This is a genomic window from Acidimicrobiales bacterium, assembly GCA_035533595.1.
In the GTDB taxonomy this organism is placed as follows: domain Bacteria; phylum Actinomycetota; class Acidimicrobiia; order Acidimicrobiales; family Bog-793; genus DATLTN01.
The window spans coordinates 39284-57277 of sequence record DATLTN010000072.1 but is presented as its reverse complement, the minus strand read 5'-3'; the positions used below and the strand labels follow the sequence as shown (position 1 = coordinate 57277).

Below are 17994 nucleotides of genomic sequence, written 5' to 3'. Positions count from 1 at the left end.
GGGCCGGGCGCGCGCCCGCGACGGGGTGCGCCCGGCCCGCCTCGAGCCGTGGCAGCTCCTCGTCGGCGTCGTCTTCCTGGTCGGCGCGGCGCTCGCTGCGCTCGTCGTCGGTCCCTCGGACCTCTCGCTCTCGACGGTCCTGCACGAGCTGTTGAGCAGGGTCCCCGGCCTCGGGGTGCACGCGCCGCGCGCCGCGGCGGACGCGGCGATCGTCTTCCAGCTCCGCCTGCCGCGCGTCGTCCTCGGGCTGCTCGTCGGCGGGATGCTCGCGCTCGCCGGCGCCTCCTACCAGGGCGTCTTCCAGAACCCGCTCGCCGACCCCTACCTGCTCGGCGTCGCCGCCGGCGCCGGCCTCGGCGCGACGGTGGTCCTCGTCGAGATCCCCGACGCCCCGAGCTGGGGGGTCAACCCCCTCCCCCTCGCGGCCTTCGCCGGCGCGGTGCTCAGCGTGGCGGCGACCTTCGCCTTGGGCCGCGGCGCGGGGCGGATCCGGGAGGCCTCGACCCTCGTGCTCTCGGGCGTCGCGGTGGGGACCTTCTTCACCGCCGCGCAGACCTTCCTGCAGCAGCGCAACACGCTCGTCCTCGCCAACGTCTACAGCTGGATCCTCGGCGGCCTCGCCACCGCCGGGTGGGGCGAGGTCGAGCTCATCGCCCCCTACGTGGCGGTGAGCGCCGTGGTGCTGCTCGCCTGCCGCCGCCTCCTCGACGTGGTGAGCGTCGGGGACGAGGAGGCGGAGAGCCTCGGGGTGCGCTCGGCGCGCCTGCGCCTCGTCGTCGTCGCCGCCGCCACCCTCGGCACCGCAGCGGCGGTCTCGGTGAGCGGGCTGATCGGCTTCGTCGGGATCATCGTCCCGCACACGGTCCGTCTCTTCCTCGGGCCGAGCTACCGGCGGATCCTGCCGCTCTCGCTCCTGTGCGGAGGGGGCTTCCTCGTCCTCTGCGACCTCCTCGCGCAGAACGTGCTCGCCCCGGGCACGATCCCCCTCGGCGTCGTCACCGCCTTCCTCGGGGCCCCCTTCTTCCTCGTCGTACTGCGCCAGAGCCGGAGGATGGGCTGATGCTCACCGCCGAGGGCCTCGGCGTGGAGCTCGGCGGGCGGCGCATCCTCTCGGGCATCGCCCTCTCGGTCGCGCGCGGCGGATGGCTGTGCCTCGTCGGCCCGAACGGCGCCGGCAAGTCGACGCTGCTGCGGGCGATCACCGGTCTCGTCCCCCACGAGGGGAGCGTCACCTTCGACGGCTCGCCCCGCCCGTTGAGCGACCGCCGCGCCGCGGCCCGCCTCGTCGCCTACGTGCCGCAGCGCCCCGTGCTGCCGGGGACGATGACGGTGGCCGACTACGTCCTGCTCGGACGCACCCCCTACCAGTCCCTGCTCGGGGGCGAGGGGCCGCGCGACCGCGTCGTCGTCAGCGAGGCGATCGAGCGCCTCGAGCTCGGCGCGCTCGCCGGGCGCACCCTCGGCACCCTCTCGGGCGGCGAGGGGCAGCGCGCCGTGCTCGCGCGCGCCTTCGCGCAGCAGGCACCGGTCCTCGTGCTCGACGAGCCGACCTCCTCGCTCGATCTCGGGCACAGCCAGCGCTTCCTCGAGCTCGCCGACCTGCTCCGCCACGAGCGCGCGCTCTGCGTGGTGAGCGCGCTGCACGACCTCTCCCTCGCCGCGCAGTACGCGGACGAGGTCCTGCTCCTCGACGGCGGCGAGGCGATCGGCTGCGGCCGGCCCGCCGAGATCCTCACCGAGGAGGCGATCTCCGAGCGCTTCGGGGCGCGGGTCGCGGTGAGCGACGGCCCCGACGGCTGGGCGGTCCGCCCAGTCCGTCCGCCGCGGGGTTAGCCGGGGGCGAGCCCGGTGCGCAGCAGCCCGTCGTCACCGAGCGCGACCGAGGTGGCCGAGCGCACCGCCCCGGTCGGCAGCGGGCCGTAGATGTGGGGAAAGCCGCGGGCGTCGGGCTTGGCCGCCTCGACGCGCACCTCGGCTTCGAGGCGCTCGGGGTCGATCTCGAGGAGGAGGACGTCGTCGCGCCCGCCGTAGAAGCGGTCGGCCGTCCCCTGCACCTGCCCCGCGAAGGAACAGTGGATGAAGCCCTCCTCCTCGAGGGTGCTGTCGATCGAGGAGATCCGGTAGCTGCCGGCGGCGAGCGCCGCCTCCCAGTTGGCGCGGAGCGCCAGGTGGTAGAGGAGCTCCACTACCCGCCCTCCTCGGTCGGCGCCGCCGGGGTCGACCGCAGCGCGACGCGCGGGACGAGGTGGGAGCCCACGAGCCCCGCCGCCTCCTCCTCGTGGACGCGGCGCACCACGCGCCGCTCCAGCACGAAGGCGAGGCCGGGGACGAGCCCCGCCCCGACCATCGCCGCGAGCTGCAGGAGGGTGAAGCGGGCGCGCCGCGCGAGGTCGTAGGCGGCGACCAGGTAGGCGATGTACAAGAAGCCGTGGATCGGCCCGACGACCTGCACCACGCCCGGCGCGTTCCCGAGGTACTGGAGCGGGATACCGACCAGGCACAGCACGAGCAGCCCGCTTCCGACGAGGTAGGCCATCACCCGGTAGCGGGCGAGCGAGCCGCTCACGAGCGGCGCCAGGACTTCGGGCGGTCCTTCGCGGCGAGCTCCTCGAGGAAGTCGTTGTAGGCGGCGAGGCGCTCGTCCTCCTCGTCCGGCCGGCGGGTGACCGGTGCCCCCGGGCCCGTCTCGGCGGGGCGGGTGGCGCGCAGGCGCAGCAGCGCGCGCCCGCCGACGCTCTCGGGGTCGTCGTGGACGAGGTGCCACCAGACGACGAGCCCGAAGAGGGCGAAGACTGGCCACTCCACCGAGTAGAGGTAGGCGAGGTGGTCACCGGCGAGGGCTACCGAGACCTGCCAGCGGCCGGCGACCAGACAGCCCGGGAACCAGATCAGGATCGCGAGGTGCGCGAGCAGGGCGCGGCGGGTGAGCCAGCGCGAACGCCGCCGCGCCGAGGTGGGCAAAGCCTCCTTGCTGTCGGCACCGGCGCGCACCACTCCATCTTGGCGCGCCGCCGGCATGGACCACGCGCGCTCAGTCGGCGGTACGCGGCCCTCCCGGATCGGCGAAGGACTCGATGCGGCGGGCGAGGTTCACGGCGTGGTCGCCGAGGCGCTCGTAGAAGCGGCCGAGGAGGGTCACCTGCCCGCTCACCATGCTCGTCATCGCCCCGGCGGCGACCTCGGCGACGAGGCGGTCCCGGAGCAGGTCGAGCTCCTCGTCGGCGGCGTCGAGCGCCACCCCGGCGAGCGCCCTGCTGGCGTAGGCGTCCCCCGTGGCCTGCCACATGTCGACCGCGACGTCCGACATCCGCTGCACGATGCCACGGCTCACGGCGGTCATCTCCGAACCGAGGCGGGTGACCGCTCGCTGCGCGATGTGCTCGGCGAGGTCGGCGCTGCGTTCGAGCTCAGGGAGGATGAGGAGCACCGAGACGAGACGGCGCAGCTCGGGGAGGTCGCCGGCGCTGCGGGCGATCTCCCCCCAGACGATCTGCACCAGCTCCTCGGTGAGCTCGTCGACGGAACGGTCCGCGGCGATGATCGCCTCGGCGTGAAGCACGTCAGTGCGCAGCAGCGCGTCGGTCGCCCCCGCCAGCGCCTCGGTCACCAGCGCGAACAGCTGGGCGATGCGCTGGTTGACATGGACGGGGGAATCGGGGCTCGCGGCCATCTCCTTTGGAAAGCTATCTGCGGTCACCGCGATTGATGCAATTTGTTCACCTTCTGTTTACCTTGCGATGACCCCGCCCCCGCCTCCGCCCCGGAGCGGCGGGCGGCCCGGCACTACACTCGCCCCAGCTGGGGGGCATGCGGATGCGGCCTCCTGACCCTCGAGGAGGCTCCCATGGCGCAACTGGTCGGGGTCCTGAACACCGCCCACACCCCGTTCTGCTACATGGACGTGGACAGCTGGGAGGTCGTCCGCGAGAAGCGGGCGTCGCTGCGCGAGGACGTGCCGATCGACAGCCACGAGGAGTCCGTCGCCAAGCGGGCGCGCGTCGAGGCTGGCTTCTCGACGCTGCGCGACAAGCTCGCCGAGCTGCGCCCCGACGTCCTCGTCGTCTTCGGCGACGACCAGGAGGAGCTCTTCGACTTCAACAACCACCCGGCGATCGCCGTCTTCGTCGGCGAACACTTCTCCGGGCAGGCGACGGCGGCGAACAACATGCTCGGCACGCGCGAGCCCGACCCGAGCATCCCGCGCACGGAGTGCGACGGCCACCCCGGCCTCGCCACGGCGCTGCTCACCGGGCTGCTCGACAGCGGCTTCGACCCGGCGTTCATGATGGAGGTACCCGACACCGAGCGCGGCATGGGCCACGCCATCATCCGACCCCTCGAGTCGCTCACCAACCTCGACATCCCGACGGTGCCGCTGCTGCTGAACGCCTACTACGCCCCGCAGCTCACGGCGACTCGCTGTTACGAGATCGGCAAGGCCGTTCGCGAGATGATTGACGCCTACCCCGAGGACCTGCGCGTCGTGATCATCGGCTCAGGCGGCCTCTGGCACACGCCCGGGCAGAAGGGCTCCTACCTCGACGAGGCGTTCGACCAGCAGGCCCTCAGCTACCTCGAAGAGGGGGACGTGAAGGCCTGGGCGCAGCACTTCGACGCCTACGTCGTGCAGCCCGGCGACGTCAGCCAGGACGTCTCGACGCCGCGTCGGGGGATCACCGGCCTGCCGACGCCGGGCGGGCCGCAGGGCGGGACGCGCGAGACCTGCAACTGGATCGCCGCCTCAGCGGCGATCGAGGGCCACCCCTCGGTGGTCATCGACTACATCCCGATCTACGCCTCGCCCGTCGGCGCCGCCTTCGCCTACTCGGTCCTCTAGCCCCTCGCAGCTCAGCGCGACGGGATCGCGACGCGCCCGCCGCTGCGGCTCGACTCCTCGAGGGCGTCGAGGATCTGCTGGCAGGCGTAGCCGTCGTCGAAGTTGGGCGCCGGGGAGGTGCCGCTCTCGATCCCGCGGAGGAAGTCGCGGGTGAGGAGACGGAAGGGCATCAGCCGGTCGTCGCGGTCGTCGACGAAGGGCTGCAGCCGCTCGGGGATCTCGAGCTCGGCGAGCGCCGCGTCACCGCGGCGGCCGCCGATCAGGGTGCCGTGCGCCGGCGGGTTCATCCCCGTCTGTGGCGTGAGGAGGGTCCCCGCCGAGCCGTAGAACTCCATCGTCGCCACGTCCCCGAAGGGCGTCTGGCGGGAGGCGACCATCTCCGCGACCCCGCCCCCCTCGAAGAAGAGCCGGAACAGGAAGGTGTCGTCGGCGTCGACCTTCACGATCTCGCCGTTCTCGCCGAGGCGGTCCGGCTGGAAGGTGATCATCTCCCCCGAGGCCGCGGTGACCTCGCCGAAGAGGTGGCGGAGACCGTCGATGTAGTGCGAGCCGAGCGAGTGCAGGAAGCCGAGCTTGCTCGCCGCCATGTCCCGGTCGCCGCGAAAGGCAGCGAGCGTCCCCTGCGGCCCCGGGTCGCGGAAGAGGCGCACGAGCGCGAGGCGGAGGTCGCCCAGGTAGCCCTCGGCGATGAGCTCCTTCGCGCGCATGCGTGCCGAGGCGTAGCGGAACTCGTGGGCGATCATTGTCGTCCGGTCGCTCGCCGCGGCGGCCTCGGCGAGGCTGCGGGCCTCGTCGAGGTTGAGGGTGAAGGGCTTCTCGAGCAGCACGTGCTTGCCCGCCTCGAGGGCGGAGAGGGCGATCGGGTGGTGGAGCGCCGTCGGCGTGACGACGCTCACCGCGTCGAGGTCCGGCGAGGCCACGAGCTCCCGCCAGTCGGTGAAGACCTGCGGGATGCCGAACTGCTTCGCTGCGGCCTCGGCCCGCCCGGCGTGCCGGGCGCAGATCGCGACGACCTCCAGCCCCTCGGACTGGAAGGCCGGGACGTGCACCGTGACTCCGAAGCCGACCCCGACCACGCCGATTCGCACCGCCATCGCCCCTACCTCCGCTCATCGTGTCGGCGCAGCTTAGGGAGGGGGTGGCGCGCGCGCGCCACGGCCGCGCACCAGCTCATTGACCCTCCTATCGGTAGCCGTCAAGTGGAGACGCCGGGCAAACCAATGATCGGTCAGGTGCGACAGGCTCTTATGAGGCCACGGTCTCCAGAGAAGGGCGGGGCCGGGATCGACAGGTCGCCATCCAGTCAGCCCGACGGCGACAGGTAGGCTGAGAGTCAGCTCCTCGGCCCCGGATCTCAGGCGCGAGGCAGCTGCTTGTAGACCTCGCGGGCAACGTAGCGCTTGAGCGACCGGACGACCTCGCGCTTGGAGCGGCCCTCTTTCACTCGTCGCTCGAGATAGGCGCGGGCCCTCGGGTGACAGGTCGAGCGCACGACCACGATCCGCCAGAGCGCGCTGTTCGCCTGACGGTCCCCACCGCGGTCCAGGCGGTGACGAGCGGAGCGCCCCGAGGACGCCTCGAGCGGCGCCACGCCGCAGAGGTGGGCGAAGGCGGCCTCGGAGCGGAGGCGTTCGGGGTTGTCCCCGGCGGCGGCGAGGAGCATCGCCCCGGTCACGGTGCCGACGCCGACGAGGGCGACGAGACCCGGTGCGGTCTCCTCGACGCCGGCGGCGACGAGGGAGCGCAGGAGGCCGGCACCATAGGCGCCGGTGCCCTCCACCCCGACCACCTCGGGCAGGCCGAAGGAGCCGAGCCAGCTGAACAGCGCCGTCTCGCCGGCGCGTGTCGCGGGAAAGGACTCGGTGCCGAGCAGTCGACCGAGCGGATCGAGGGCGGCAGCGACGTGGCCGTCGAGGTGGGTGTCGACGCTCCCGACGATACGGGGGCGCGTCTCTACGATGGTCATCGTCCATCCCTTCTCTTCTCAGATGGTCAAGGGGTGGCCGGCCATCCCGTGACGGAGAACCGGTGAGGAGCTCTTGCGTCTACAAGGGCTCCCACCCTCCGCGCGGGCGTGTCCGTCCCTGTCGGTGCACGTCAGGCCATATTTCTGCGACCTTCCAGCCGGGTGGATAACGGTTCGCTCCGGAAAACATCATTGGTAGGGTGAGCCGTCCCCGGCCGTCGGCTCTGTGGAGCGCACCATCGATCTGCCACCGCCTTCCACGACCGCCGAGCCACCGGGCCCTCGCCTGGCCGTGAGCGACGCGCGGGGGCGCACGGCGCTCCGCCTCTTGTTCGCGGTACTGCTCGCCGGCGCCGTCGCCGCGCTCGGCGCCACCGGGTCGGGGGGGACGCTGCGCGCTCCGCTCACGATCGTCGGCTATCCGATCTACGCGGACTTCGACCCGAACCGCTACCTCGTCGCGTTCTACTTCGTCGGCCTCGTCTTCCCGCTCGGCTCCCTCGGCCTCTACCTGCTCGCCGCGCGCCTCGGTCCGCTGCGGGTGGCGCGCCGAGCGCGGCCGCCGCGGGTGACGACCCTCGCCGAGCTCGGAGCTCCCGCGGAGCGAGGCCGGCCGTTGGCCGGCGCGGTCGCCGCCGCGGCCCTCGTCGGGGGGGTCGCCGGCCTCGAGCTCGCCGTCGCGACGAACGCCGGTGGCGCGCTCCCCTGCTGGTGGTGCGCCGGCGGCGCGGCTCTCGTCGCCCTCCTCGGCGTCCTGGTGTGGAGGATCGGCGGCCCCGCGGCCGCGGCGGGCGTGCTCCTCGGGGGCGTCGCCCTGCAGGTCGCCCTGCTCGTCACCGTCTCCGCGGTGACTGTCGTCACCATCTCCCCGGGGGCGGTGACCGTGCACTACCGCTTCTTCCCCTGGTGGCTCGCGCTCGTGCTGCTCGCGTGCGCCGCCCTCCTCGCCGAGCGCTCGCGGCGCCGCGGGCGGAGCCTCGCCTCGATCGCCCGTGGTCTCGTCGCCTACGTGAGCGCCCCGCTCCTGCTGTTCCTGCTGCTCGCCTCCCTCCCGGGGCCGGGGGGGAGGATGGACACCTTCGGCGAGGGCGAGTACCTCGGTGGGAGCTACCTCCTCCTGCACGGCGCGCTCCCCTGGCGCGACCTGTACCTCATCCACGGCCTCCTCGACGACGGGCTGAAGCCCCTCGTCGGCTTCGCCCTCTTCGGGATGACCCGCTGGGGGGCCTCGGCCGGGCTGAGCTTCCTCTGGGCGCCCGCCTACTGGATCGCCACCTACCTGTTCGCGACCGTCGTCTTCGGACGGCGCTGGTTCGCAGCGGCGGCCGCCGGTGGCGCGGTGGCGCTCGGGGTCTTCGCCGACTGGGACGTCCGTTACCTCTTCTGGCCCCTCTTGCTCGCGCTCTTCGCGGCCACCCTGCGGCGCCGGAGCTGGCGCGTGGGAGCACTCCTCGGTCTCGCCGCGCTCGTGCAGTTCCTGCTCATCCCCGAGATGCTCTACGCCGCGGCCGCCGTCGGCGTCACGCTCGTGGTCGTCGAGTTCAGCCTCCGCCGCGAGCGCCGCCCCCGGATCGCCGACTTCCCCCGCAGCCTGGGCGCGGCGGCCGCCGCCCTCCTCGGTGCCGCCGCCTTCGCGCTCTGGCTCGTCGCCGCCGGGGCGACCTCGGGGTTCATCGGCTACTTCCGGGACTTCGCGAGCGCGCACAGCCTCTCGGGGGGCATCCCGCTGTTCACGAACTACGCGATCCCGGCGCGGCGCGACGCGCTGGGCGTCCTCCACCTCACCGTCAGCGACCCGGGCTGGTTCACCCGCTACTCCCTCGAGCTCGTACTGCCGGTGGCCGCGGTCCTCGTGCTCTTCGCCGTGTGCTGCGTCCGGTGGCGCGCACGTCGCGCGCTCTACCTGGAGGACTGGGTGGCGGTCGCCGCCGCGCTCGTCACCCTCGCCTACTTCCCGAAGGCCCTCAGCCGCGCCGACGTCGGGCACATCGGGGAGAGCTTCGCGGTCGCGGTGCCGCTCTTGTGCTGCCTCGCCCACCGCGGCGTCGTCGCGCTCGACGGGCTGCTGCGCCGCGCGCTAGGGCGGGGCGGACGCCCATTGCTCCTCGCGAGCCCGGCGGGCCTCGCGCTCGTCGCCGCGGTCCTCGCCGTCGCCCCCTCCTCGCCGCTCTCCGCGATCGACGCCGCGCCGGCACACTTCCGCAACGCCGCCGACGCGCCGCCGCCACCGGCGGTGAACGGAGCGGGTGGCCTCGGCTACGAGGCCGGGGCGCTCCCCGACGGCCTGGTGCGGGACCTCGCGACGGTCATCGCCACCTACGGCGGACGCCAGCGGGCCGTCTTCGACTTCACCAACGCGCCCGGCCTGTTCGACTTCCTCCTCGCCGCCCCGCCGGCCTCGCGCTTTTACGACATCAACCTCACGATCACCGAGGCGGCGCAGCAACAGGCGGTGCGCGACCTCGAGGCCGTCCGGCCGCCGCTCGTCGTCTTCGGCGGCGTCACCGGCCTGCCGCGCTGGGACTACCTCGACAACGAGGTGCGCGACCACATCGTCTCGGTCTACCTCCTCGACCACTACCGCCCGCTGGCGAGCGTCGACGGTGAGCTCGTGCTGCTCCGCGACACCGTGCGACACCCCGCCGGGCTGCCGCGCCTCGTCCACCCGCCGGTGACCACCAAGCTCTACGACAGCGGTGGCGCCTGCGCCTTCGGCTACATCCCCGACTTCCTCCCCGCCCCGGCGGGCACCGGGGCGGTCGCGGTGGCGCTCACCGAGGTCCCTGCCCCGCCGCACCAGGGCCGCGTCTTCCGCTTCGTCCTCCCCGCGCTCCCGAGCCGCTACCGCTACGTCGAGGTGACACGCTCGCAGAGCGCCGTCGCCGGCTCGTTCGTCCTCTCCAACCTGCGGGCCCGCTCGCGGCGCGACATCTCCTGGGCGGTGCTCGCAGGGCGGGCGACGACGGCCGTCGAGAGCGGTGCATGCCTGCAGTGGCACGGCTTCTCGAACACCCTCTTCCTCCGTTACAAGGGGCCGGGGACTCCGACTTCGCTCTCGCTGATCCCCTGACCGCCCTCCGGGCTCGCCGCCACGATCTCTGCAGGGAGGGCCGGTTCCGGCACCTTGGGAGCCCCCGAGACCCCCTCGTCGTCCTCGGGGGCGATGGGCGCGAGCGGGAGGCGGACCGTGAAGGTCGACCCGTTGCCCGGGGCGGAGGCGACTGCGACGCTCCCTCCGTGGGCCTCCGCGATCGAGGAGACGATCGAGAGGCCGAGGCCGGTGCCGCCGCGGTCACGGGCCCGCGAGGGGTCGGCGCGGTAGAAGCGGTCGAAGATGTGCGGCAGGTGCTCGGGGTCGATCCCCGTCCCGTGGTCGGTGACGGTGACGACCGCCTCCTCGCCCTCGACCCGCAGCGCCACCTCCACCGCCGAGGCCGCCGGGCTGTAGCGGAGGGCGTTCTGCAGCAGGTTGCCGAGGAGCTGGCGCAGCCGGGGATCGTCGCCGCGGATCACGGCGCTCGGGATGAGGTCGACCACGACGACGCGGTCGGGCTCCTGCACCTGCGCGTCGGCGGCGGTGTCGGCGACGATCCCGGCGAGGTCGACGGGCTCGAGCACGAGCGGCCGGCCGCTCCCGAGGCGGGCGAGGAGGAGCAGGTCGTCGATGAGTCCACCCATGCGGACCGACTCGTCCTCGATGCGCTGCATCGATCGGGCGAGGTCCTCGGGGCGGCTCGCCGCGCCGCGGCGGAAGAGCTCGGCGTAGCCGCGGATCGAGGTCACCGGCGTGCGCAGTTCGTGGGAGGCGTCGGCGATGAACTGGCGCAGGCGCGCCTCGGAGGCCTGCTGCTCGGAGAAGGCGTGCTCGATCTGACCGAGCATCTCGTTCAGCGAGGTGCCGAGCCGGCCGACCTCGGCCGGGAGCTCGTCGGCCTCGACGCGCCGCGAGAGGTCGCCGGCGGCGATCTCCCCCGCCGTCTCCTCGATCGAGCGCAGCGGCCGCAGCCCGACGCGCACCGCGGCGTAGCCGAGGAGGCCGAGCGCGACCACGAGGGCCGCCGTCGCGAGCAGGTCGATGACGACGAGGCGGTGCAGCGTCCCCGACAGCGGGCCGAGGGGGATCGCGACGAGCACGATCACCGGCACGACGCTGAGGGAGGCCGGGAGGGTGATGCTCGCGGACTCGGGGAGCACCCGGTACGAGGCGGAGGAGCTGCCGAAGTGCGCCTGCGCGTCGAAGAGCGCGAGGTCGGCGTTGACGTTGGCGTTGATCTGGCGGACGAGCGAGCCCAGCAGCCCGGGCGGGAGCGCCACCTTGAAGCTCGCCGGTGAGGAGTTGAGCACCTGGCCGGTCTCGGAGATCACCTCGGCGGCGGTGCCGAGGGGGGTCGTCGACTGCGCCCGGCCGATGTCGATGTGGTTCTGGGGGCTCACGAGCGCGGAGGCTCCGGCCTGCAGCTCGATGTCCACCTGGGTGTTCAGGTAGGAGGAGATCTCCTGGTAGACGACGACGTCGGCGACGACCAGGCCCGCGGTGGCGACGAGGATCACGCCGAGCGCCAGGCGGGAGCGGATGGAGAGGCGGTGGAGCGAGCGAGCCAAGCCCCGCCGACGGGGCGGCGCCCCAGATGCGTCCGCCACCGCTACACCGAGACGGGCACCCGCAGGCTGTATCCCGCGCCGCGGAGCGTGTGGATGAGCGGCGGCCCGAGGGAGTCGACCTTCTTGCGGAGATAGCTGATGTAGGTCTCGACGACGTTCGCGTCGCCGCCGAAGTCGTACTCCCAGACGTGGTCGAGGATCTGGGCCTTGGAGAGCACGCGGCGCGGGTTCATCATCAGGTAGCGGAGGAGCTTGAACTCCGTCGGCGTGAGCTCGATGGCGCTCTCGCCGCGGAAGACCTCGCGGGTCTCCTCGTCGAGCTCGAGGTCAGCGAAGACGAGGCGCGACGCGCCCTCCCCCGAGTCGCTGACGCGGCGCAGCACGGCGCGCACCCGCGCCAGCAGCTCCTCGAGGCTGAAGGGCTTGGTGACGTAGTCGTCCCCGCCGAGGGTGAGGCCGCGCACCTTGTCCTCGGTGGCGTCGCGAGCGGTGAGGAAGAGGATCGGCACCCGCCGCGCCTCCTGGCGCAGGCGGCGGGCGACCTCGAAGCCGTCGAGGTCGGGCAGCATCACGTCGAGGATCACGAGGTCCGGCCGGAAGGAGAGCACCTGGTCGAGCGCGGCGCGTCCGGTCGGCGCGGTCGCCACCTCGAAGCCCTCGTAGCGGATCGCCGTCGAGATGAGGTCGCTGATGTTCGGCTCGTCGTCGACGACAAGGACACGGTTCGTCGTTCGCTCCATGGAGAAAGTTTCGCTCCGCCCGCTGTGACGGTGCTGTGGAATCCCTGTCAGGGAACCGGAGGGCGCCTCAACCCTGCGACGGGTGCGACGCGCGCCGGGCCCCCGTCAGCGAGAGGCCCTCGGGCAGGCCGGAGAGGACGGCCTCCCCGTTGAGGAGCTCGAGGCGGGCGCGCGCGTCACCGAGGGCGAGGCCCTCGAGACGGAGGCCCGCCCAGCTGTCGAGGGGGGCCGGCGCGAAGGCGACCCTGCCGGCGGGGAGGTCGGGCTCGAGGTCGAGCAGGGTGCGCAACAGGCTGAGCGCCGTCGCCGAGGCCCAGGCCTGCGGGGTGCAGGCCGCGGGGTAGGCGATGGGAGCAGCGAAGTCGGCGCGGTCGAAGCCGCAGAAGAGCTCGGGGAGGTGGCCGCCGAAGGCCTCCGACGCCTCGAAGAGGCCGGCCGCGATCCGCCGGGCGTCGTCGGTGAAGCCGTAGCGCATCAGCCCGGCGGCGATGAGCGCATTGTCGTGCGGCCAGACCGAGCCGTTGTGGTAGCTCATCGGGTGGTAGCGACGCATCGAGGTCGCGAGGGTGCGCACACCCCAGCCGCTGAACAGCTCCGCCGAGCGGAGGTGCTCGGCGACGGCGGGCGCCGCCGCGTCGGTGACGATGCCGCTCCATAAGAGGTGGCCCATGTTCGACGCGAGGCCGTCGACCGGTCGCTTGTGGCCGTCGAGGGCGAGCGCGAAGTAGCCCCGGTCGGCGAGGAAGAACGCCTCGTTGAACTGCGCCTTCAGCGCCTCCGCGCGGCCTTCCCAGTGCTTGGCGAGGGCGTCGTCGCCGGCCGCCGCGGCGAGCCGGGCGCGCGCAGTGAAGGCGGCGTAGACGTAGCCCTGCACCTCGCAGAGGGCGACCGGGGCCTCGGCGATGCGGCCGTCGGCGAACGAGACGCTATCGGGCGAGTCCTTCCACCCCTGGTTCACGAGGCCGCGGTGGGTGAAGGGGCGGGCGTACTCGACGAAGCCGTCGCCGTCGCGGTCCCCGAACTCGTCGACCCAGGCGAGGGCCCGGTCAGCGTTCGGGAGCAAGGCGGCGACGAGCTCGGGCGGGGCCCCGAAGCGCCGCGCCTCGTCGAGGAGCACGACGAAGAGCGGTGTCGAGTCGATCGAGCCGTAGTACGCCGAGGCGACGCCGGCCCCCGGGCCCTCGAGACGGAAGCGCACCTCGTGCAGGATCCGCCCGGGCTGCTCCTCGGAGGAGGTGTCGACGCGGCTCCCCTGGCGGCGGGCGAGGGCCTGCAGCGTCCCCGTCGCGACGGCCGGCTCGACGTGCAGGATCATCCACGACGTGAGCAGCGAGTCGCGTCCGAACAGCGCCATGAACCACGGCGCGCCGGCCGCGACGACGACCTCCTCGGGGTGGTCGGGGTCGTAGATCCGCAGCGCCGCGAGATCGTCCGCCGCGGCGTTCCAGGCGCCCGCGAGGCGCTCGTCGGCGACGTACAGCAGCGGTACCTCGAGGCGGCGCCAACCGGCGGGGCGGCGTTCGCCGGCGGCGAACTCGCCATGCGCAAGCGCGACCATGCGCCCGTCGACCTCGACGCGGAACTCGAAGCGGCGCTGCCACCGCTCGCGCGGCGCGAGCACGACCGTGAGGCGGATCTCGCCGGGGCCGGCGTCGACCTCAGGGGGCATCGAGAGGCGGAGGCGGCGGCTCCGGCCGTCCTCCCGGAAGGCGTAGAGCATCTCGTTCTTCGCGACCTCGACCGAGTGGAAGCCGCGGGGGCGGACCTGGTCGGCCTTCACCTCGAAGAGGTGCGCGAAGTCGGCGTCGACCTCGAAGGTGACCTCGACGGTCAGCGCCTCGGCGGAGAGGTTGCGCAGCTCGAGCTCCTCGGTCATCCCGTCGCCGACGATGCGGCGGCGGGCGACGAGCAGGCCGGGGTCGGGGCGTCGGACGCTCGGGCGCGGCCGGGAGACGAAGGCGGCGCGGAACGGCTCCTCGGTGACCACCGAGACGGGCTGGGTCGGGCTGCCGTCGACGAGCATCCGCCAGCGGGAGAGGAAGCGGGTGTCGCGCACGAAGAGGCCCTCGGTGAGTGCCGGGTCGATGTCCCCGGTGATCGAGGAGATGCAGAAGGTCGTGCCGTCGATGAGCGTCGTGGTGCCGGGCGCGTCCCCCCCCGTCGGCGGCTCGCCCCCGACGACCCAGCTGTCGCTCACCGTCCCGCCTCGGCCCGCACGCGCTCGTAGAGCGCAACGTGCTCGGCGACCATCCGCTCCGCGGAGAAGTGGCCCTCCACCGCCGCCCGGCAGGCGCCGCGGTCGATCGCCTCCACCTTGCGGAGGGCCTTGAGGAGGCCGTCGGCGTCGTCGACGACGAAGCCCGTCGTGCCGTCGTCCACGATCTCGGCCGAGGCGCCGTGACCCGTCGTGATCACGGGGGTCCCGCAGGCGAGCGCCTCGATCATCACCATCCCGAAGGGCTCGGGCCAGGCGATCGGGTTGAGCAGGCAGCGCGCGCCGGTGAGCAGCTCGAGCTTGTCCTCCTGGTTCACCTCGCCGAGGTAGCGCCGCTCGCTGTCGAGGAGAGGAACGACCGACTCCGCGAAGTAGCGCCGCTCGAGGTCGGTGTGCTGCTTGCCAGCGAGCAGCAGGCGGATGCCGGCGCGGTGCGCGAGCTCGAGGGCGCGGTGCGCACCCTTGTCGGGCGTCATCCGCCCGAGGAAGAGCGCGTAGCCGCCGTCGCCGTCGCCAACTGGGAACTCCTCGGGGAAGAGGCCGTGATGGATCACCGCCGCGATCTCGAGTGGCGCGGCGCTGCGGCGATGGTGCTCGGAGATCGCGATCACCGGCACCGTGCCCTGCAGGAGGCGGTAGACGGAGAGGAAGGGCTCGACGAAGGGGTTGTGGTTGGTGGTCACCGTCGGCGGCGCGCCCCGCACCCCGTGCAGCAGCGGCCCGAGAGTGCTGTGGTCGTGCACCACGTCCATCCCCGCGAGCGCGGCGTAGGCGTGGGTGACGTGTTCCACCTCGAGCGCGCTCCCGGCGTCGATGCCCGGTGCCACGGGGATCACCGAGGCGCGGGGGACCTCGCTCGTGCTGTCGCCCGAGGCGAACAGCAGCACCTCGTGACCCGCCCGTTGCAGGCCGCGCGCGAGCACGTCGATCACCGTCTCGGTGCCGCCGTAGGCGAGCGGCGGAACCCGCACCCAGGGCGGCGCAATGATCCCGACGCGAATGGAGGCCTCCTCGGCTGGCAGCGCTCCGGCCGCGCTCAGCCCACCCTATCGAGGGTCCGCGCCGCGCCTCAGCACAGGGCCGCGAGTTCGCGCAGTTCCTCGTTCGGGCCGAGGGCGACGAGCACGTCGCCGGCCTCGATCGGCCCGTCGAGGTCGTGCCAGCTCCGGAACTGCTCGTGGCGGCGCAGGCCGAGGACGAAGATGCCGTGGCCGTGGCCGGAGAGCTCCTCGAGGGGGCGGCCAATGAGCTGCGAGGTGGGCGAGACCTCCACCTCCTCGGTCGAGAGGCCGAGGGAGGGCACGGCGTGCAGCTCGAGGAGGCCCGGAGTCACCGCCTGCGCGGCGAGGGAGATGCCATAGCTGCGGTAGGGCGAGCGGGCGACGTTCGCCCCAGCGCTCTCGATACGGCCCTGCCAGGCCATCTCGTTCACCCGCGAGATGATCCGCAGGTCGCCGCGCACGGCGCGCGCCGTCAGCGTGATGATGAGGTTGATCGCGTCGTCCTCCGCCCCGGCGATGAGCGCCCGCGCGCGGTGGATCCCGGCCTCCACGAGGTCGCTCTCGGAGGTCGCGTCGCCGATCATCGGGACGCAGCCAGCGTCGAGGATCGCCTGTTCCCGCTCCGCGTTGCGCTCGATCACGAGGCAGGGGAAGCCGAACTCGGTGACGCCGAGGCTCGCCGCCTGCCCGACCCGTCCGAAGCCGACCACGATGACGTGGTCGCTCAGCTGCTCGCGCATCCGTCTTCCCCTCCTCAGCCGTAGGTAGCTGCCCGCCTCACCGGAGGTGAACAGGTTCGTGAGCGTCGCGGCCGCGTAGACGAGGGTCGCGAAGCCCGCCGCGATGACACCCATCGTGAAGATCCGACCCCCGCTGTCGAGGGGGTGCACCTCGCTGTAGCCGACGGTCGAGAGCGTGATCATCGACATGAACATCGCGTCGAGCACGCTGTAGCGCTCGAGCACCAGGTAGCCGAGGGTCGAGCCCACGAAGACGAGGGCGACGGCGGCGAGTGCCGGGCGCAGCCGCGCAGCGAGGAACAGCACCAGCCCCGGGTCGGCCGTCCGCTTGTTCCACCGCTCCTGCAGTCGCGCCACGGTGCCCTTCCTCGGGAGTCCTGCCGCCCGGGCCCCGCCGCGGCCGCGCTGTCGCCGGCGAGCGCCTCGAGCTTACGCGGGCGGCCCTTTCGACCAGGGCTTTTCGACGAGCGGTCAGACCCGCGCCATGTTGGCGAAGCGGGCGTAGTTCCCGACGAAGGCGAGCTCCACGGTGCCAGTCGGGCCGTTGCGGTGCTTGGCGACGATGATCTCGGCGCTCCCCCGGTCCGAGGACTCGCTGTTGTACACCTCGTCGCGATAGATGAACATCACGACATCCGCGTCCTGCTCGATGGCGCCGGACTCGCGCAGGTCGGCGAGCATCGGTCGCTTGTCCGAGCGGCTCTCGAGGTTTCGGGAGAGCTGGCTGAGGGCGAGCACCGGGATCTCGAGCTCGCGGGCGAGGATCTTCAGCCCTCGACTGATCTCGGAGATCTCGACCTGGCGGTTCTCGGCGTGGCTCCGCCCCGTCATCAGCTGGAGGTAGTCGACGACCACAAGGCCGAGCCCTTCGCGGGCTTTCATCCTGCGGGCGCGGGCGCGGATGTCCATCACCGTGACGTTCGGGTTGTCGTCGATGTGGAGGGGAGCGTTGCCGATGCGGCCGATGGCGTTCGAGATCTTCGGCCAGTCGCCCTCGAGCAGGCGGCCGTTGCGCATCCGCGCCGCGTCGACGCGCGCCTCCGCGCAGAGCACGCGCTGGGCGATCTCGAGGTGGCTCATCTCGAGCGAGAAGAAGAGCACCGGGATCCCCTGCACCGCGGCGTTCGCCGCGATCCCGAGGGCGAAGGCGGTCTTGCCCATCGAGGGACGGGCGCCGACGACGAGCAGGTTGGAGGGCTGCAGGCCGGCGAGGTGCTCGTCCAGGTCGTGGAAGCCGGTGGGCACCCCGGTGATCGACTCGCCGCGACCGTAGAGCTCCTCGAGACGGTCGAGGCTCTGGGAGAGCAGCTCCTCGAGCGACATCACCGTGTCGGTCGTCCGGCGCTGCGCGACCTCGAAGACCATCGACTCGGCGCGGTCCACCGCCTCGCTGACGTCCTCGGGGAGTTCGAAGGCGAGCTCGGCTATCTCGCTCGACACCCCGATCAGGCGGCGCAGAAGGGCGTGCTCCTCGATGATCCGGGCGTAACGGCCGGCCGAGGAGATCGCCGGGGTGTTCGACTGCAGTGAGACGAGCGCGGCGGTGTCGCCGACCTCCTCGAGCGCCCCTGCCCGCCGTAGCTCCTCGGCGACGGTGACGGCGTCGGCGGGCTCGCCCTGGCCATAGAGGGCGGTGATGGCGTGGAAGATCTGGGCGTGCGACGGACGGTAGAAGTCGCTCGCCGAGCAACGCTCGATCGCGGTGGCGATCGCGTCGCGCGAGAGGAGCATCGCTCCGAGGAGGGACTCCTCGGCCTCGAGGTTGTGCGGCGGGACCCGCCCGCCCGTCGCCCGCTCCGGTGGCGTCGCGCGGGGGCGGCGGCGACTCTCGTCGAGGGGCTGCAGCATGGTGGCGCTCACCTTGGCCCGTCCGCCTTGGGTACCGCTAGGAGC

General features: G+C 72.8%; 16 protein-coding genes. 4 read left to right on the top strand and 12 right to left on the bottom strand.

Annotated features, from left to right (window positions below):
* Both VNF07_13570 and VNF07_13565 read left to right on the top strand, forming a co-directional pair.
* Positions 1–1060 (top strand): iron ABC transporter permease (locus tag VNF07_13570; protein ID HVB07266.1); only part of this gene is annotated, 1060 nt, incomplete at its 5' end.
* On the top strand, positions 1060–1833 hold the full coding sequence (locus VNF07_13565) for an ABC transporter ATP-binding protein (GenBank protein ID HVB07265.1): 774 nt from the start codon (positions 1060–1062) through the stop codon (positions 1831–1833). The genes VNF07_13570 and VNF07_13565, both read left to right, overlap by 1 nt.
* Here VNF07_13565 and VNF07_13560 read toward each other — a convergent pair.
* From VNF07_13560 to VNF07_13545, 4 genes are all read right to left on the bottom strand, one after another.
* Positions 1830–2186, bottom strand: a complete 357-nt coding sequence (locus VNF07_13560) for a DUF952 domain-containing protein (protein ID HVB07264.1) — start codon at positions 2184–2186, stop codon at positions 1830–1832. The two genes, VNF07_13565 and VNF07_13560, sit on opposite strands and share 4 nt — an antisense overlap.
* On the bottom strand, positions 2186–2566 hold the full coding sequence (locus VNF07_13555) for a DUF3817 domain-containing protein (protein HVB07263.1): 381 nt from the start codon (positions 2564–2566) through the stop codon (positions 2186–2188). The genes VNF07_13560 and VNF07_13555 overlap by 1 nt, the downstream gene beginning before the upstream one ends.
* The gene (locus VNF07_13550; GenBank protein ID HVB07262.1) at positions 2563–2961 is read right to left on the bottom strand and encodes a hypothetical protein; all 399 of its coding nucleotides are present in this window, start codon (positions 2959–2961) and stop codon (positions 2563–2565) included. The genes VNF07_13555 and VNF07_13550 overlap by 4 nt, the downstream gene beginning before the upstream one ends.
* A 70-nt stretch (positions 2962–3031) precedes the next feature.
* Entirely contained in the window at positions 3032–3670 is a 639-nt protein-coding gene (locus tag VNF07_13545) for a PhoU domain-containing protein (GenBank protein ID HVB07261.1), read from the bottom strand.
* 174 nt (positions 3671–3844) lie between these two features.
* On the opposite strand from VNF07_13545, the gene VNF07_13540 reads away from it, so the two are divergent.
* Positions 3845–4837: a hypothetical protein gene (locus VNF07_13540; protein HVB07260.1), complete on the top strand. Its 993-nt coding sequence runs from the start codon at positions 3845–3847 to the stop codon at positions 4835–4837.
* Positions 4838–4848: 11 nt separating this feature from the next.
* Here the strand turns inward: VNF07_13540 and VNF07_13535 are convergent, their stop codons facing one another.
* Positions 4849–5931, bottom strand: coding sequence for a Gfo/Idh/MocA family oxidoreductase (locus VNF07_13535; GenBank protein HVB07259.1), 1083 nt, complete (start codon positions 5929–5931; stop codon positions 4849–4851).
* 260 nt (positions 5932–6191) lie between these two features.
* Positions 6192–6803, bottom strand: a complete 612-nt coding sequence (locus VNF07_13530; GenBank protein HVB07258.1) for a transposase — start codon at positions 6801–6803, stop codon at positions 6192–6194.
* Between the two features lie 292 nt (positions 6804–7095).
* Between VNF07_13530 and VNF07_13525 the strand changes: the two genes are divergently transcribed.
* Positions 7096–9873, top strand: coding sequence for a hypothetical protein (locus tag VNF07_13525; GenBank protein ID HVB07257.1), 2778 nt, complete (start codon positions 7096–7098; stop codon positions 9871–9873).
* On the opposite strand, the gene VNF07_13520 is transcribed toward VNF07_13525, so the two are convergent.
* The 6 genes from VNF07_13520 to dnaB form a co-directional block, all read right to left on the bottom strand.
* Complete coding sequence (locus VNF07_13520) at positions 9828–11405, bottom strand: HAMP domain-containing sensor histidine kinase (GenBank protein HVB07256.1); 1578 nt, start codon at positions 11403–11405, stop codon at positions 9828–9830. The two genes, VNF07_13525 and VNF07_13520, sit on opposite strands and share 46 nt — an antisense overlap.
* Positions 11406–11446: 41 nt before the next feature.
* Positions 11447–12145, bottom strand: a complete 699-nt coding sequence (locus VNF07_13515; protein HVB07255.1) for a response regulator transcription factor — start codon at positions 12143–12145, stop codon at positions 11447–11449.
* A gap of 67 nt (positions 12146–12212) precedes the next feature.
* Complete coding sequence (locus tag VNF07_13510; protein HVB07254.1) at positions 12213–14342, bottom strand: glycogen debranching N-terminal domain-containing protein; 2130 nt, start codon at positions 14340–14342, stop codon at positions 12213–12215.
* Positions 14339–15331, bottom strand: a complete 993-nt coding sequence (locus tag VNF07_13505; GenBank protein ID HVB07253.1) for a glycosyltransferase family 4 protein — start codon at positions 15329–15331, stop codon at positions 14339–14341. Before VNF07_13505 ends, VNF07_13510 begins: the two co-directional genes overlap by 4 nt.
* A 98-nt stretch (positions 15332–15429) precedes the next feature.
* Complete coding sequence (locus VNF07_13500) at positions 15430–16458, bottom strand: potassium channel protein (GenBank protein HVB07252.1); 1029 nt, start codon at positions 16456–16458, stop codon at positions 15430–15432.
* 114 nt (positions 16459–16572) lie between these two features.
* Positions 16573–17961 carry a replicative DNA helicase gene (dnaB, locus tag VNF07_13495; protein HVB07251.1) on the bottom strand — a complete coding sequence of 463 codons (1389 nt, stop codon included), beginning with the start codon at positions 17959–17961 and terminating at the stop codon, positions 16573–16575.
* Positions 17962–17994 lie beyond the last annotated feature (33 nt).